The organism is Paraburkholderia sp. GAS448 (assembly GCF_050435685.1).
Classification (GTDB): Bacteria; Pseudomonadota; Gammaproteobacteria; order Burkholderiales; family Burkholderiaceae; genus Paraburkholderia.
The window spans coordinates 18,156-32,847 of the sequence record NZ_JBNDKT010000041.1 but is presented as its reverse complement, the minus strand read 5'-3'; the positions used below and the strand labels follow the sequence as shown (position 1 = coordinate 32,847).

Genomic DNA, 14,692 nt, shown 5'->3' with positions numbered 1-14,692 from the left:
TGTCTCGACGCTGGTGCGAGCCGACAGGCACGGAGCTTGCGGCCACTTGTTTTCCGCACGAACCATAAAAGGAACGATGCCATGAAGACAGAAGGTACACAGCGAAGAATCCTGACGGCGGCCGTGGCTGCGGCGCTGGCACTCGGTCTCTCGGGCGGCGCGTATGCGCAGCAGGCGAGCGACACCACGGGCGGCACCACGACCGACAACACGAGCGCAGGCAATACCAACGGCGGCGGCATGCCACAGGTTCAGCAGCAAGGCGACGTGTCGTTCGTCTCGGGCGGTGTCGGGCTCGATGAGTCGAGAGCCTTACAGGCCGCACAGAGCCAGTGGCCGCTGTCGCTACGCTTCACCGGCCCGGCTTCCAATTTTCTTGCGAACGTTCATGTCCGGATTGTCGACGCGCAAGGCGGCGACGTGCTGACCGCGACGTCACGCGGCCCGTTCATGCTGGTGCGACTGCAGCCTGGCCGCTATACGGTCCATGCGGCGTACGAAGATCGCGAGCAGACCAGGACCGTCAGCGTGCCGGCCAAGGGCACGGCCCGAGCTTCCTTCTACTGGAATACCCAGTGATACCCTGGTTCGCTCAGTGAGTCCGCACATTCGGCTGGAGTTTCGTCGATAATAAAGCCACGGGCACGCCCCGTGGCTTTATTCATGGAGCCGCGCCGCTTGCCAGAAAGCGCACGCGCGGCGCGCCAGCGGGGTTGGAGCCTGGGCTGTCGCGCGGTTCCCAACCGCACCACGGAGCTGGACATGACGGCCAACGCCCCGGCAGGCAACGGAAGTCCCGACGAGGACGAAGCCCGTGACGGGCAGAGTGCGGTGCGCTCGTCCGTTCCGGGACAACCCTCAGCCAATGCCGCAGCGCATGGCGCGGCGGGCGGCGGTCATCGCGTCGAGGTTACGGCCAACCGTCATCGCGTGCGCGTGATTCATCTGGGCGTCACCGTGGCCGACACCCAGGCCGCGCTGACCTTATCCGAAACTGGCCTTCCCGATGTGTTCTATTTCCCGCGTGCAGACGTCAACATGGCGCGGCTCGAGCGTTCTGCGCATACCTCCCGATGTCCGTTCAAAGGGGAGGCGTCCTACTATCACCTGCTGACAGAAGAAGGCGTCGTCGAAAACGCCGTCTGGACTTACGAGACACCGCTCGACTCCGTCAAGCAGATCAAGGGCTATCTGGCGTTTTACGTATCGCGCGTCGACCGCATCGATCAGACGTCTTGATCCCGCGGGCCGCGCGTTTATCGGGGAGGCCGTCATGGAACTAAACAACGCTTTGCGGATTCCGCTTGAACCTTCGGCCGTATGGGACGCCCTGCAGGATCTTGCGCTTTTGCGCGCGAGCCTCGACAACTGCGAGTCTTTCACCCAGCTGGCGCGCGGCGAATATGCGTTGACGATGACCGTGCCGCTCGGGCCCCTGCGCGCGCATTACGACGTGCGTGCCCATGTCGTGAGCCCGGACGACGTGGAGTCCGAGACCATGCACCGCATGCTCAACTTCAAGGCCCGGGCCGAAGGTGTCGGGGCGTTGCGCGGACAGATGGAAGTGCGCCTGCGTGCGGACGATCAGGGGAGCGGCCCGACCAGGCACGCGCACACGCGGATCGACTATTCGGTCTGGGCCACGCTGACCGGCCCCCTGACCCAGCTGCCCGCACGTCAGATCGAAAACGCGCTGCATGAACTGGCAGACACTTTTTTCACCGAATTCTGCGCGGTTGTGCAGGCGAAGCACGGTCGCGGACCGAATCGCGTGCATGGCACGCCGAACCGGCGCCAGCATGTATTCTTGCGGCCGGTCAATCTCAGTGCGATGGCGCGCCGGGTCCGGCCGCACGATCATGGCGCGCTGACCGGCCGGGCGGCCAGCTCCCTGCTGGGCGCGCGCGCGTCGCATCACGAGCATGACCCGCATGCCGTGCCGAACTGGGCATGGGCAGGGATGATCTTCTTCGTCGCGATACTGCTTTATCTGGCGCGCTGGTTCAGCCAGGGCTGAAAGGCCGGGCGCGGCGGCTTTTCCGGCCGCCGCGTAAAGTGCCGCCGATATTTCCCGAGCGCATTTCCCTCATCGCGCCCCTCGTCACGCGCCGTGGAACTCCCGTCTGTAAGCCGAGGGCGACGTTCTGAACGCCTGGGCGAAATGCTGACGTAGCGACGCAGTCGAGCCGAAGCCCGCGATGCCGGCAATCGCATCCACCGATTGATCCGTAGTCTCGAGCAGTTGCTGCGCGCGCGCAAGGCGCTGCGCGAGTAGCCACGCGCCGACGGTCGTGCCGGTCGACTGCCGGAAGCGGCGCGTGAGGGTGCGCCGGCTCATCAGGGCGCGCCCGGCGAGCGTGTCGAGTGTGTGCGGCTCGTCCAGGTTGCTGCATACCCAGTCGAGCAGTCCGGCCAGGCGGTCGCCGTGCACATTTGCCGGCACCGGCTGCTGGATGTACTGCGCCTGACTGCCCTGGCGATGCGGCGGTACGACGAGCCGGCGCGCGACATAGCTCGCCGTCTGCGCACCGCACCGCTTGCGCAGCACATGCAGGCAACAGTCGAGACCGGCTGCCGTGCCGGCCGAGGTCAGCACGTCGTCGTCGTCGACATACAGCACATTGGGATCGAGCTTCACCTTCGGATAGCGGCTCGCGAAGTCTTCTGCCCAGGCCCAGTGGGTGGTAGCCGGACGGCCATCGAGCAAACCTGCCGCCGCCAGCACGAACGCGCCCAGGCACAGCCCGACCAGTTGCGCGCCACGCGCGTGCGCTGCGCGCAATGCGTCGAGCAATGCCGCGGGCGGAGGCTCGTTCGGGTCGCGCCAGCTCGGCACGATGATTGTGTCGGCGTCGGCGAGTGCGTCGAGACCATACGGTGCAGCGATCGAAAAGCCCGCGGTGGTCGACAGCGTGCCCGGCTCGGTCGCGCAGACGCGAAAGTCGAACGCTGGCACGCCGCCGTCGCCGCGGTCTTCGCCGAACACCACGCAGGGCACTGAAAGATGGAACGGGCTGATGCGATCGAAGGCGACGACGGCGATGACGGGCCTCGTATCGGCATCGACAACGCCCGTACGGCCCGTACGAGGAGCCTGGGACGGCCGTCGTCGAGCGCCACGACGGGAAGCAGAACCGGAAACCGGGGTGGGCATCGCAGGCTCCTTGATGTGAAGTAACAGGCAGGACGGACCGGCCACGGACAAACTTCGAAAAGCACGAATGGCCCGATCTTATCGAAAGCTGTCATTCGGGTCACTGTCGGCTTCGCCGCGGAAAGCGAAGAATGCGGTCATCGCTGCTGCACTGGAAAGAACCGAACCGCCGGTGCGTGGCGAGCCCTCCAACCAGAGAAGGAGTTTCGCCATGACTACGCCCCACCGCGCCCTGATCGTCATCGATGTGCAGAACGAATACGTCACCGGCGACCTGCCGATCGAATATCCGCCGGTGCAGGTTTCGCTCGCGAACATCGGCCGCGCGATGGACGCTGCGCGCGCCGCGTCGGTCCCAATTGTTGTTGTCCAGAATCTGGCTCCGGCTACTTCGCCGCTCTTCGCACGCGGCACGGAAGGCGCGGAACTGCATCCGGCCGTCGCGTCGCGTGAGCGCGACCATCTCGTGACGAAAACGTTGCCGAGCGCTTTCCCGGAAACGGACCTCGCCGCCTGGCTCGCGCAGCATCAGGTCGACACGCTGACGGTCGTCGGCTACATGACCCACAACTGCGATGCGTCGACGATCAACCATGCGGTGCATTCGGGGCTTACGGTCGAATTTCTGCACGACGCGACTGGGTCGGTGCCGTACGAAAACAGCGCGGGCTTCGCGAGCGCGGAGGACATCCATCGCGTGTTCAGCATCGTGCTGCAATCGCGCTTTGCTGCGGTCGCCGGTACGGATCAGTGGATCGAGGCCCTTGCGGCGGGCCAGCCGCTGGAGCGCGGCAACATTTACACGTCGAACCAGACGGCGCGCGCAACGCGTAGAGCGGCCTGAGACGGGATGCGCCGCCTGAGCGACGCACGATGATGCAAAGAGGGCCCGCAGGTGGGAGGCGTTCATTCCATTTCGCGTGTCAGAGGGGCGCTGAACGCAAGGCGGGGCTCAGGCGCAGCATGTCGAATATGCCTTTGACCATCTGCCCGGCGTGTTTCTCGACGTCGAGCGCGCCAGGCAGGAACAGCATGTCGCGCAGAGCCCCGCCGACGAACGCATGCAGCATCGACGTCGCCCGTGCCGTATCGAGATCCGCCGGCAACTGGCCTTTCGAGATTGCGTTGCGCAGGCCGCCCTCGATGCTCCTCAGTGCGTCGCGCATGCTGTTCTGATTGCGGGCCATGACTGGGCCCATCTCCTCGACGAATTCGCACTTCAGAAAGAGGATATCGAACACGCGCCGGCGGCGCGGGTCGTTCGCCGTGTCGCGCAGACAGAACGTACAGATCTCCATCAGGCGCGCGAGCGGATCCGCCTCCTCGGGATCGAGCGAGGCCGCCTTGAGTTCGTCGAGCGGCAGCAGCACGCGATCGAACATCGCGGTGAAGAGTTCGCCCTTGTTGGCGAAATGCCAGTAAATCGCCCCGCGGGTCACGCCCGCTGCCTGGGCGATGTCGGCCAGCGACGTGCGCGACACACCCTTGTCGAAAAACACCCGCTCCGCGGCATCGAGGATGCCGTTGCGTGTTTCCAACGCCTCTTCCTTCGTTCGTCGGGCCATATCTGTATGAACCGCTCTCGTTACGGGTTGTCCCGGAGCCTATTAAACGCGTCCGATAACAATCCGTTCAATAGTTAACCGATTTGCGAACTGATCTTGCGGACCCTACCGCTTCGGCGCTACAAACCGTCTTTTACGTGCATCCACGAATGTATATATAATAGCACCCCATCGATCGGATAGCCCAAGCCGTGTCGACCGGTTAATATCCGACACTGTTGTCTTTTAAAACGCTTGCGAACCGCCTGATATGGCGTCGCAGTGCGGCATTTCCCGGTTTGGCGCATTTGCCCTGGGCTGTTCTGGGCTATCGATCAGGCGTCTTCTGACGCATGCGTGCGCCGTCGTCCCCGGGGTAGGGATGCGCGCACTTTTTCATTCTCAGTCTTTGACAGAGGTCGCTCCATGCGCGTCGAACGGGTTCCATTCCGCTTAATCAGTGCCGCGACGGCTGCCGTATTTCTTGCAGCATGCGGACCAAAACAATCGGCACCTCCGCAACAGACGCCCGAAGTCGGCGTCGTAACCGTCCAGCCGTCGGCAGTGCCGGTCACCAGCGAACTGCCGGGCCGTACCAGCGCCTACCTCGTCGCGGAAGTCCGCGCACGGGTGGACGGCATCGTCCTGCGGCGCGAGTTCACGGAAGGCTCCGAGGTCCAGGCCGGCCAGCGTCTCTACAAGATCGACCCGGCTCCGTATATCGCGACGCTGAACAACGCGAAGGCGTCGCTTGCGAAGGCCCAGGCAAATCTCGCTTCGACCTCCGCCCAGGCAGCCCGCTACAAGGTGCTCGTCGCGGCCAACGCCGTCAGCAAGCAGGACTACGACAACGCCGTGGCCTCTGAAGGGCAGGCGGCAGCAGACGTCGCTGCCGGCAAGGCCGCGGTCGACACCGCGCAGATCAACCTCGGCTACACCGATGTGACGTCGCCGATCACCGGCCGCATCGGCAAGTCGGCGGTGACGCCGGGCGCCTATGTGCAGGCGAGCCAGGCGACGCTGCTCTCGACGGTCCAGCAGCTGGATCCGGTCTACGTCGACGTGACGCAATCGAGCCTCGACGGCCTGCGGCTGCGCCGTGAGATCCAGGAGGGGCGTCTGAAGACGAACGGCCCCAATGCCGCCAAGGTCACGCTGATCCTCGAGGATGGCCGGAAGTATCCGGAAACCGGCAAGCTCCAGTTCACCGACGTGACCGTCGACCAGACCACGGGTTCGGTCACCGTCCGCGCAATTTTCCCGAACAAGGACCGTGTGCTGTTGCCGGGCATGTTCGTGCGCGCAAGCATCGAAGAGGGTGTGAACCAGAACGCGCTGCTCGTGCCGCAGGTCGGCGTGACGCATGACCAGAAGGGTCAGCCGACCGCGCTCGTCGTCGACCCGGACAACAAGGTGGTGTTGCGCCAGCTCGTCGCGTCGCGCACGTACGGCCAGAGCTGGGTCGTCGATGACGGCCTGAATCCGGGTGACCGCGTGATCGTTCAGGGCACCGAGAAGGTCCGCCCCGGCGCGTCGGTGAAGCCGGTCCCTGCACAACTGCCTCCTGCGCCTGCCTCCGCTACTGCGGCTCAGGGTGCCCCGGCGGCCAGCGGTGCGCAGACGGCCCCCCAGGGGGACACGCCTCACAACGCACAAGCTGCCTCCGCTGCATCGGGCGCGCAATAACAGGGAGCCCGCTTCATGGCAAAGTTCTTTATCGATCGCCCGATTTTTGCATGGGTGATCGCCATCATTCTGATGCTGGCGGGTCTCGCGTCGATCTTTACCTTACCGATCGCGCAATACCCGACCATCGCGCCGCCGGCCGTGCAGATCAGCGCGACCTACCCGGGCGCCTCGGCGAAGACCGTTGAAAATACCGTCACGCAGGTGATCGAGCAGCAGATGAGTGGTCTCGACCACCTGCTGTATCTGGCGTCGACGTCGGATGACTCCGGCACGGCCACGATCACGCTGACGTTCGCGGCCGGCACCAATCCGGACATCGCGCAGGTGCAGGTGCAGAACAAGCTGCAGCTCGCCACGCCGCTTCTGCCGCAGGTTGTGCAGCAGCTTGGCACGAGGGTCACGAAGTCGAGCAGCAGCTTCCTGCTGGTGATGGCATTCGTGTCCGAAGACGGCAGCATGAACAAGTACGACCTGGCGAACTACGTCGCGTCGCACGTGCAGGATCCGGTCAGCCGTCTTGACGGCGTGGGCACGGTGACGCTGTTCGGCACGCAATATGCGATGCGGATCTGGCTCGACGCGAACAAGCTGAACAACTTCGGCCTCACGCCGCTCGACGTCGAGACCGCATTGCAGGCGCAGAACGTTCAGGTGGCGGGCGGCTCGCTCGGCGGCACGCCGTCGGTGCCGGGTCAGCTGCTGCAGGCGACGATCTCCGAAGCCACGCTGCTCAGCACGCCTGAGCAGTTCGGCAACGTGCTGCTGAAGGTGAATCAGGACGGCTCGCAGGTGCGCATCAAGGACGTCGCGCGCATCGAGCTCGGCGGCGAAAACTACAACTTCGACACGAAGTACAACGGCGCGCCGACCGCGGGCTTCGGTATCCAGCTGGCGACCGGTGCAAATGCGCTGGCAACGGCCAAGTCCGTGCGCGCAAAGGTCGACGAACTGTCGAAGTACTTCCCGCACGGTCTGGTGGTGAAGTACCCGTATGACACGACGCCGTTCGTGCGCGCGTCGATCGAGGAAGTGGTCAAGACGCTGCTCGAAGGTATCGTGCTCGTGTTCCTCGTGATGTACCTGTTCCTGCAGAACCTGCGCGCCACGCTGATCCCGACGATCGCCGTGCCGGTGGTGCTGCTCGGCACGTTCGCGATCATGGGCGTGGTAGGCTTTTCGATCAACGTGCTGTCGATGTTCGGTCTCGTGCTGGCGATCGGCCTGCTGGTGGACGACGCGATCGTGGTGGTGGAAAACGTCGAGCGGGTGATGGCCGAGGAGGGGTTGTCGCCACGCGACGCAACCCGCAAGGCGATGGATCAGATTACCGGCGCGCTGGTCGGCGTGGCGCTCGTGCTGTCGGCGGTGTTCGTGCCGGTGGCGTTCTCCGGCGGTTCGGTCGGCGCGATCTACCGGCAGTTCTCGCTGACGATCGTGGCGGCGATGGTGCTGTCCGTGCTGGTCGCGTTGATTCTGACGCCGGCGCTGTGCGCGACGATCCTCAAGCCGATTCCGCAAGGCCATCACGAAGAGAAGAAGGGTTTCTTCGGCTGGTTCAACCGGACGTTCGAGAAAAGCCGCGACAAGTATCACGTTGGCGTTCACCACGTGATCAAGCGCTCGGGCCGCTGGCTCATCATCTATATGGTGGTGATTTTCGCGGTCGGGCTGCTGTTCGTGAAGCTGCCGAAGTCGTTCCTGCCGGATGAAGACCAGGGCACGATGTTCGTGCTGGTGCAGACGCCGGCCGGTTCAACGCAGGAAACGACCGCCCGCACGCTGAAGAACGTGTCCGACTATCTGCTCACCACCGAGAAGAGCATCGTCGAATCGACCTTCACGGTGAACGGCTTCAGCTTCGCCGGTCGCGGGCAGAACGCGGGTCTCGTGTTCGTGCGGATGAAGGACTATTCGCAGCGCCAGCGCTCGGACCAGAAGGTGCAGGCGCTCGTGGGCCGGTTGTTCATGCATTTCGGCGGCTACAAGGATGCGCTGGTGTATCCGGTGAATCCGCCGTCCATTCCTGAACTGGGCACCGCAGCGGGCTTCGACTTCCAGTTGCAGGACCGCTCGGGTGTCGGTCACGAGGCGCTGATGGCCGCGCGCAACCAGTTGCTGGGCATGGCTGCCAAGGATCCGGTACTGGCGCAGGTACGTCCGAACGGCCTGAACGACACGCCGCAGTTCAAGGTGAACATCGATCAGGAGAAGGCTTCGGCGCTTGGCGTATCGTTGGCGACCATCGACCAGACGTTCTCGATCTCGTGGGCATCGCAGTTCGTGAACAACTTCCTCGATACCGACAGCCGGATCAAGAAGGTGTATCTGCAGGGCGACGCACCATTCCGGATGACGCCGGAGAACCTGCACGACTGGTACGTGCGCAACTCGGCGGGCGGCATGGTGCCGTTCTCCGCGTTCGCTTCGGGTGCCTGGACGTTCGGTTCACCGAAGCTGGAGCGCTACAACGGTATTTCGTCGGTGGAAATCCAGGGTGCCGCGGCGCCTGGCAAGAGTACCGGCCAGGCGATGACGGCGATCGAGGCCATCGCAGCGAAGCTCCCGGCGGGCATCGGCTACGAATGGACGGGTCTGTCGTTCCAGGAACGCCAGTCCGGTTCGCAGGCGCCGATCCTGTACGGCATCTCGATTCTGGTCGTGTTCCTGTGTCTCGCCGCGCTGTATGAAAGCTGGTCGATTCCGTTCTCGGTGATCATGGTGGTGCCGCTCGGCGTGATCGGCGCACTGCTCGCCGCGACGCTGCGCGGGCTCGAGAACGACGTGTTCTTCCAGGTGGGGCTGTTGACCACGGTGGGGCTGTCGGCGAAGAACGCGATTCTGATCGTGGAATTCGCCCGCGAGCTGCAGCAGTCGCAAGGCATGGGGCCGGTCGAAGCGGCGCTCGAAGCATCGCGTCTGCGGTTGCGCCCGATCCTGATGACGTCGCTCGCCTTCATTCTCGGCGTGATGCCGCTTGCCATCAGTAACGGCGCGGGCTCGGCCAGCCAGCACGCGATCGGTACCGGCGTGATCGGCGGGATGTTGACGGCGACCTTCCTCGCCATCTTCATGATCCCGATGTTCTTCGTCGTGATCCGCGCGAAGTTCGGTGGCGAGAAGGAAGACCCGGATGCAGCGCTCGATCACTACAACCAGCACCATCCGGACAACCCTGAAGGTGGGGCGGGCGGCAATGGCTCGGGCAACGGGTCTGCGAGCTAAGGACATAGAGATGCAAAAACACTCTTTGATTGCAGTCGCGGTTGCACTTTTCGCCGCGGGCTGCACGATGGCGCCGAAGTACGAACGCCCGGCCGCGCCCGTGTCGGACAGCTTCCCGACGGGCGGCGTCTACGCGACCCAGCCCGTCGCGGCGGCGGGCGGCCCGAGCGCCAACGGCCAGGCGGCAACGGATATCGGCTGGCGTGACTTCTTCGCCGATCCGCGTCTGCAAAGGCTGATCGAGATCGCGCTGAAGAACAACCGCGATCTGCGCGTGTCGGTGCTGAATATTGCGGCGTCGCGTGCGCAGTATCAGATCACGCGCGCACAACTGTTCCCGACGCTCGAAGCGGCGGCGTCGGAAACCAAAACGCGCACGCCGAAGGATCTGACGTTCTTCGGCAATACGATCTCGACCGAGTATTCGGTCGGCCTCAACGCCTCGTGGGAAATCGACTTCTTCGGCCGGATCCAGAGCCTGAAGGATCAGGCGCTGGCGCAGTATCTGGCTACGGCGCAGGCTCGCAAGGCGGCGGAAATCTCGCTCGTGTCGTCGGTGGCGGACCAGTATCTGACCGTGCTGGCCTTTGACGATCTGCTGAAGGTCACCGAAGCCACGCTGAAGATCGCGCAGGATTCGTACAACCTCACGAAGCTGCAATTCGATACGGGCACGGGTTCCGAACTCGATCTGCGTCAGGCGCAGACCGTGGTCGAGCAGGCCACGGCGAGCATGCAGTCGCAGGCGCGTCTGCGGGCGCAGGCGGAAAACGCGCTCGTGCTGCTGGTCGGCGAACCACTGCCGGCGGATCTGCCGCCAGGCATGCCGTTGAACGACCAGAATCTCCTCGCGGATATTCCGGCAGGGTTGCCGTCGGATCTGCTGCAGCGTCGTCCAGACATCATGGAAGCAGAAGAGAACCTGCTTGCTGCCAATGCGAACATCGGGGCGGCGCGCGCGGCGTTTTTCCCGAAGGTTTCGCTGACCGGCAGTTTCGGTACGCTGAGTCCGTCGCTTGGCGGTCTCTTCAAGGCGGGTTCCGCGGCATGGTCGTTCGCGCCGCAGATCACGTTGCCGATCTTCGAAGGTGGTGCGAACAAGGCCAATCTCGATCTTGCGCACGTGCAGAAGAACATCCAGATCGCGCAGTACGAAAAGGCGATTCAGACGGCCTTCCGCGAAGTCGCCGATGGTCTCGCGGCACGTGGCACGTTCGACGAGGAAATTGCGGCGCGTGAACGCAACACGTACGCTGAGCAGCGCCGCTTCGAGCTGTCGGACCTGCGCTACCGGAACGGCGTCGACAGCTATCTGTCGGTGCTGACCGCGCAGAACGATCTCTATGTCGCGCAGCAGACGCTGATCACCGCGCGCTTGAACCGGCTCACGAACCTGGTCGATCTGTATCAGTTCCTGGGCGGCGGCTGGATCGAGCGGGCAGGCGAGCAGCCGCGTCCGGCCGATGCACCCGTCGACTACGGTGCAGCGAGCGCGCCTGTTGCAGCTTCGGCGCCCGCGGGCTGACAGGTGTCGCCATCCAGTGATCGGGCAGGCAGCATTCGCCGGATCTCTGGATCTCAGGCAGTAGAAAACGCCACGGCAAGCCGTGGCGTTTTTCATTGGCGCATCGCGCGACGGGGATCGCGCGGCGTACTACAAGCCGTCTTCAGTGTGCGTCCGCGGCGCGCGCTTCGAACTCGTGGCTCGCGCGGAGGGCGTCGTCCCTTGCTGGCTGATCGCCTTGCGCGCGGCCGTCGAAATCGTGACCGGCACGGCGGATATCGTTCTTCGCGGCGCGTTCACCCTTCACGCCGTTGAAGATCAGGTTCAGCACGACTGCGGACACCGACGCAAGCAGGATCCCGCTATGAAGCAGCGGCGAGAGAGCCGGCGGCAGTTTCGAGAAGAAGTGCGGCGAGACGACCGGCACGAGGCCGAGACCGATGCTCACCGCGACGATGAACAGGTTGTGATGGTTCTTCACGAAGTCGACCTTCGAGAGCACCTTGATACCGTTTGCCGCGACCATCCCGAACATCACGATACCCGCACCGCCGAGCACGAACGCGGGCACCGACGCCACCACCTGCGCCATCTTCGGAAAGAGGCCAAGCATCACGAGGATCACGCCGCCCATCGCGCAGACGAAGCGGCTTTTCACGCCCGTCACGCCGATCAGCCCGACGTTCTGCGAGAACGAGGTATGCGGGAACGAGTTGAAGATGCCGCCGATCAACGTGCCGAGACCGTCGACGCGCAGACCGCGCACCAGTGTCTTCTGGTCGACCGGCCGGTCGACCATGTCGCCGACCGCGAGGAACATGCCGGTCGATTCGATGAACGTAACGAACATCACCGTCACCATGGTCGCGATCGACAGCGGATCGAAGTGCGGCAGGCCGAAGTGGAACGGCATCACGAAGCCGACCCATGGCGCGCTGGTCACGCCTTCCATGTTCACACGGCCGAGCAGGGCCGCGATCGCGAAGCCCGCGACGATACCAAGGAGCACTGAAATATTCGCGATGAAGCCCTTGCCGAATTTGTTGATCAGCAGGATCAACGTGAGCACGACGAGGGACAGTCCAAGGTAGACAGGATTGCCGTAATCCGGATTGCCGACGCCGCCCGCCGCCCAGTTGATCCCGACTTCCATCAACGACAGTCCGATCACTGAAATCACCACACCGACCACGACAGGTGGAAAGAACCGCAACAGCTTGCCGATCGCAGGCGCGAGGAAGATGCCGACGATGCCGGCTGCAATCGTCGAACCGAAGATGTCGAGAATGCCGAGCGACGGATTGGTGCCGATCGCGACCATCGGGCCGACGGCCGCGAACGTGCAGCCCATGATCACCGGCAGACGGATGCCGAAAATCCACAGGCCGAGCGTCTGGATCAGTGTGGCGATGCCGCACGAGAACAGGTCGGCGCTGATGAGAAAGGCAATCTGTTCTTTCGGAAGCTTGAGCGCGGCGCCGATGATGAGCGGAACCGCAACCGCTCCGGCGTACATGACGAGCACATGCTGAATGCCGAGCGTCAGCAACTGGCCTGCCGGCAGTCGCTCGTCGCACGGGTGAACCGTGTTCGATTGCATCTTGTCTGTCTCCACATCTCGTTTTCGGGATGGCTCCAAGGTATGTGGAACGAAAAGATGCAACAAGACCGCTGGAGCCTATTCCGGACTTCCCGACGACGATATGGGTAGCGCGCGTTTGAAAGCCAATCGAAACATGCGCGGTGGCTGAACGGCCGCCAGGCCTCGTGTCGCGGTGCACGGCTGTCACGCGCGCACACGGACGGCATCGCGTGATATGTGTGAAAATCGATAGAGCGTATTCGCAGCAGCACATAGTGTCGTTTTGACACTGCCTGTAACGTGCCGGGGTTAACCCGCGAGTCGCGAGTTTCAGCGCCCCTCCGGCACGCTGCCGGATACCGTCAAATGCGGGTGATCACCATCCGTCAAACTCATACTTTTCGCCCATGCGTTTTCTCGGCATCGACCTCGGCACCGGCTCACTGAAACTGGCAATCGTCGATGAGGAGGGACGCGAGCGCGCCGCGGCGAGCGTCGCGTATGCGATCGAAACACCACGCCCTGGATGGGCCGAAACGTCCGTCGAGACATGGTGGCGCGCGCTGTGCGAAGCGTCGGCGCGACTGCCCGCCGAAGAGCGCGACGAGGTCCGCGCGATTGGTTTCTCCGGACAGATGCACGGTGTCGTGCTGAGCGATGCACAAGGGCAGGCGGTGCGGCCCGCCATGCTCTGGCCCGACACGCGTGCGCTTGCGCTGCTCGATGCGTGGCCCGAACCGCAACCGAATCCCGTAGCGCCAGGCATGGCCGGTCCGCTGTTGCGCTGGATCGCGCTCCATGAGCCGCAGTCCGCACAGGCGACGCGCTGGGCATTGCAACCGAAGGACTGGCTACGCGTGAAACTCGGCGGCGCGATGCTGACCGATCCGTCCGATGCATGCGCGACCGCGCTCGCCGATCCGGCAGGCGTATGGGATTCCGCCCTGCTCGACCGGCTTGGTTTGCCGCATGAGTGGTTTGCGCCATTGGCGCCGTCGTATGCGGCGGGCGGCACGTTGTCCGGCGAGGCGGCGACTGCACTGGGTCTGCGTGCCGGGATCGTGCTGGCGACGGGCGCCGCCGATACGCCATGCGCTGCGCTAGGCAGTGGTCTGGCGCGCGATGGCGACGCGCTTCTCACCACCGGCACGGGTGGGCAGATCGTCGTCCTTGCAAGCGATGAACCGGACGCGGCGCACGGTCTGCATCGCTATCGCGCGGCGACCGACCACTGGTACCGGATGGCGGCGATGCAGAATGTCGGCGTCGCGCTGGAGACGGTGCGCGGCTGGCTGTCATACGAATGGCCGGATGCCTATCGCGATGCGTTCGCCGACCACGCGGCCGCCGGCCTCACGTTCCTCCCGTATCTCACCGGCGAGCGTTCGCCGTGGCTCAATCCTTCGGCGCGCGGCGGCTGGCTCGGCCTTGCACTCGGTCATACACGCGGAACAATGATGCGTGCCGCTTTCGAAGGCGTCGCGTTTTCGCTGCGTGCGGGGCTCGATGCGATCCGTCGCAACGGGGCTCATGTGACGACGCTGCGGCTCGCGGGCGGCGGTTCCGTCGATGCGCGCTGGCGGCAACTGCTTGCCGATGCGCTCGATGTCGAACTGCATGCGGTCGATTGTCCCAACGCTGCGGGGCGCGGTGCTGCGATACTTGGCGGGCTGGCGAGCGGACACTGGCATGCTTCCGATCTGGCGGCCCTCGCGCCAGCCACGACGCGCGTTGCCGGCCCGTCAGGCGACACAGCGCTGGCTGACCGCTACGCACGCTTCCTCGATCTATACGCGCGGACGGAGACCTGGTTCCCCGTGCGTGATTGAACAACGGGATGTCGCGTGGAGTCAGCGAGACGGCCAATGGCACAACGACCGGCGACGCAATTTCGCCGATGATGTTGAGCGTCAGGCACAGCGCCAGCGCATCACCAGGCTCAGGCGCGCACCACCAACAGGATTCGCAACACCCGGCACGACCAGCATGCACTGATC

The 14,692-nt window shown here is 64.2% G+C and carries 11 protein-coding genes; 8 read left to right on the top strand and 3 right to left on the bottom strand.

Annotated features, from left to right (window positions below; translation table 11 throughout):
- Positions 1 to 81 precede the first annotated feature (81 nt).
- The 3 genes from P3T23_RS39900 (at position 82) to P3T23_RS39890 (ending at position 2,017) form a co-directional block, all read left to right on the top strand.
- On the top strand, positions 82 to 579 hold the full coding sequence (locus P3T23_RS39900; protein WP_429321558.1) for a carboxypeptidase-like regulatory domain-containing protein: 498 nt from the start codon (positions 82 to 84) through the stop codon (positions 577 to 579).
- Between the two features lie 183 nt (positions 580 to 762).
- Positions 763 to 1,239 (top strand): DUF427 domain-containing protein, encoded by a 477-nt coding sequence (locus P3T23_RS39895; RefSeq protein WP_429321557.1) that lies wholly within the window; start codon positions 763 to 765, stop codon positions 1,237 to 1,239.
- Between the two features lie 34 nt (positions 1,240 to 1,273).
- On the top strand, positions 1,274 to 2,017 hold the full coding sequence (locus P3T23_RS39890; RefSeq protein WP_429321556.1) for a CoxG family protein: 744 nt from the start codon (positions 1,274 to 1,276) through the stop codon (positions 2,015 to 2,017).
- 84 nt (positions 2,018 to 2,101) lie between these two features.
- Here the strand turns inward: P3T23_RS39890 and P3T23_RS39885 are convergent, their stop codons facing one another.
- A complete protein-coding gene (locus P3T23_RS39885) occupies positions 2,102 to 3,154 on the bottom strand; it encodes a helix-turn-helix domain-containing protein (protein WP_429321555.1) in 1,053 nt (350 codons plus the stop codon).
- Positions 3,155 to 3,365: 211 nt separating this feature from the next.
- Here P3T23_RS39885 and P3T23_RS39880 point away from each other — a divergent pair, with 211 nt between their 5' ends.
- Positions 3,366 to 3,998 (top strand): cysteine hydrolase family protein, encoded by a 633-nt coding sequence (locus P3T23_RS39880; protein ID WP_429321554.1) that lies wholly within the window; start codon positions 3,366 to 3,368, stop codon positions 3,996 to 3,998.
- A gap of 79 nt (positions 3,999 to 4,077) precedes the next feature.
- Here P3T23_RS39880 and P3T23_RS39875 read toward each other — a convergent pair whose 3' ends face one another.
- A complete protein-coding gene (locus P3T23_RS39875; RefSeq protein WP_429321553.1) occupies positions 4,078 to 4,719 on the bottom strand; it encodes a TetR family transcriptional regulator in 642 nt (213 codons plus the stop codon).
- 405 nt (positions 4,720 to 5,124) lie between these two features.
- Here P3T23_RS39875 and P3T23_RS39870 point away from each other — a divergent pair, with 405 nt between their 5' ends.
- The 3 genes from P3T23_RS39870 to P3T23_RS39860 are packed head-to-tail and all read left to right on the top strand — an operon-like array spanning position 5,125 to position 11,134.
- Positions 5,125 to 6,384 carry an efflux RND transporter periplasmic adaptor subunit gene (locus tag P3T23_RS39870; protein WP_429321552.1) on the top strand — a complete coding sequence of 420 codons (1,260 nt, stop codon included), beginning with the start codon at positions 5,125 to 5,127 and terminating at the stop codon, positions 6,382 to 6,384.
- Positions 6,385 to 6,399: 15 nt separating this feature from the next.
- The gene (locus P3T23_RS39865; RefSeq protein ID WP_429321551.1) at positions 6,400 to 9,609 is read left to right on the top strand and encodes an efflux RND transporter permease subunit; all 3,210 of its coding nucleotides are present in this window, start codon (positions 6,400 to 6,402) and stop codon (positions 9,607 to 9,609) included.
- A 10-nt stretch (positions 9,610 to 9,619) separates the two neighbouring features.
- A complete protein-coding gene (locus P3T23_RS39860) occupies positions 9,620 to 11,134 on the top strand; it encodes an efflux transporter outer membrane subunit (protein WP_429321550.1) in 1,515 nt (504 codons plus the stop codon).
- 142 nt (positions 11,135 to 11,276) lie between these two features.
- On the opposite strand, the gene P3T23_RS39855 is transcribed toward P3T23_RS39860, so the two are convergent.
- Positions 11,277 to 12,713, bottom strand: coding sequence for a nucleobase:cation symporter-2 family protein (locus P3T23_RS39855; RefSeq protein WP_429321549.1), 1,437 nt, complete (start codon positions 12,711 to 12,713; stop codon positions 11,277 to 11,279).
- Between the two features lie 389 nt (positions 12,714 to 13,102).
- On the opposite strand from P3T23_RS39855, the gene P3T23_RS39850 reads away from it, so the two are divergent.
- Positions 13,103 to 14,524: a xylulokinase gene (locus P3T23_RS39850; protein WP_429321548.1), complete on the top strand. Its 1,422-nt coding sequence runs from the start codon at positions 13,103 to 13,105 to the stop codon at positions 14,522 to 14,524.
- Positions 14,525 to 14,692 lie beyond the last annotated feature (168 nt).

What these genes read in the sequence shown, in the direction of transcription:
- P3T23_RS39900 (WP_429321558.1), top strand. Translation starts at nt 82, where the DNA reads ATGAAGACAGAAGGTACACAGCGAAGAATCCTGACGGCGGCCGTGGCT.
- P3T23_RS39895 (WP_429321557.1), top strand. Translation starts at nt 763, where the DNA reads ATGACGGCCAACGCCCCGGCAGGCAACGGAAGTCCCGACGAGGACGAA.
- P3T23_RS39890 (WP_429321556.1), top strand. Translation starts at nt 1,274, where the DNA reads ATGGAACTAAACAACGCTTTGCGGATTCCGCTTGAACCTTCGGCCGTA.
- P3T23_RS39885 (WP_429321555.1), bottom strand. Translation starts at nt 3,154, where the DNA reads ATGCCCACCCCGGTTTCCGGTTCTGCTTCCCGTCGTGGCGCTCGACGA.
- P3T23_RS39880 (WP_429321554.1), top strand. Translation starts at nt 3,366, where the DNA reads ATGACTACGCCCCACCGCGCCCTGATCGTCATCGATGTGCAGAACGAA.
- P3T23_RS39875 (WP_429321553.1), bottom strand. Translation starts at nt 4,719, where the DNA reads ATGGCCCGACGAACGAAGGAAGAGGCGTTGGAAACACGCAACGGCATC.
- P3T23_RS39870 (WP_429321552.1), top strand. Translation starts at nt 5,125, where the DNA reads ATGCGCGTCGAACGGGTTCCATTCCGCTTAATCAGTGCCGCGACGGCT.
- P3T23_RS39865 (WP_429321551.1), top strand. Translation starts at nt 6,400, where the DNA reads ATGGCAAAGTTCTTTATCGATCGCCCGATTTTTGCATGGGTGATCGCC.
- P3T23_RS39860 (WP_429321550.1), top strand. Translation starts at nt 9,620, where the DNA reads ATGCAAAAACACTCTTTGATTGCAGTCGCGGTTGCACTTTTCGCCGCG.
- P3T23_RS39855 (WP_429321549.1), bottom strand. Translation starts at nt 12,713, where the DNA reads ATGCAATCGAACACGGTTCACCCGTGCGACGAGCGACTGCCGGCAGGC.
- P3T23_RS39850 (WP_429321548.1), top strand. Translation starts at nt 13,103, where the DNA reads ATGCGTTTTCTCGGCATCGACCTCGGCACCGGCTCACTGAAACTGGCA.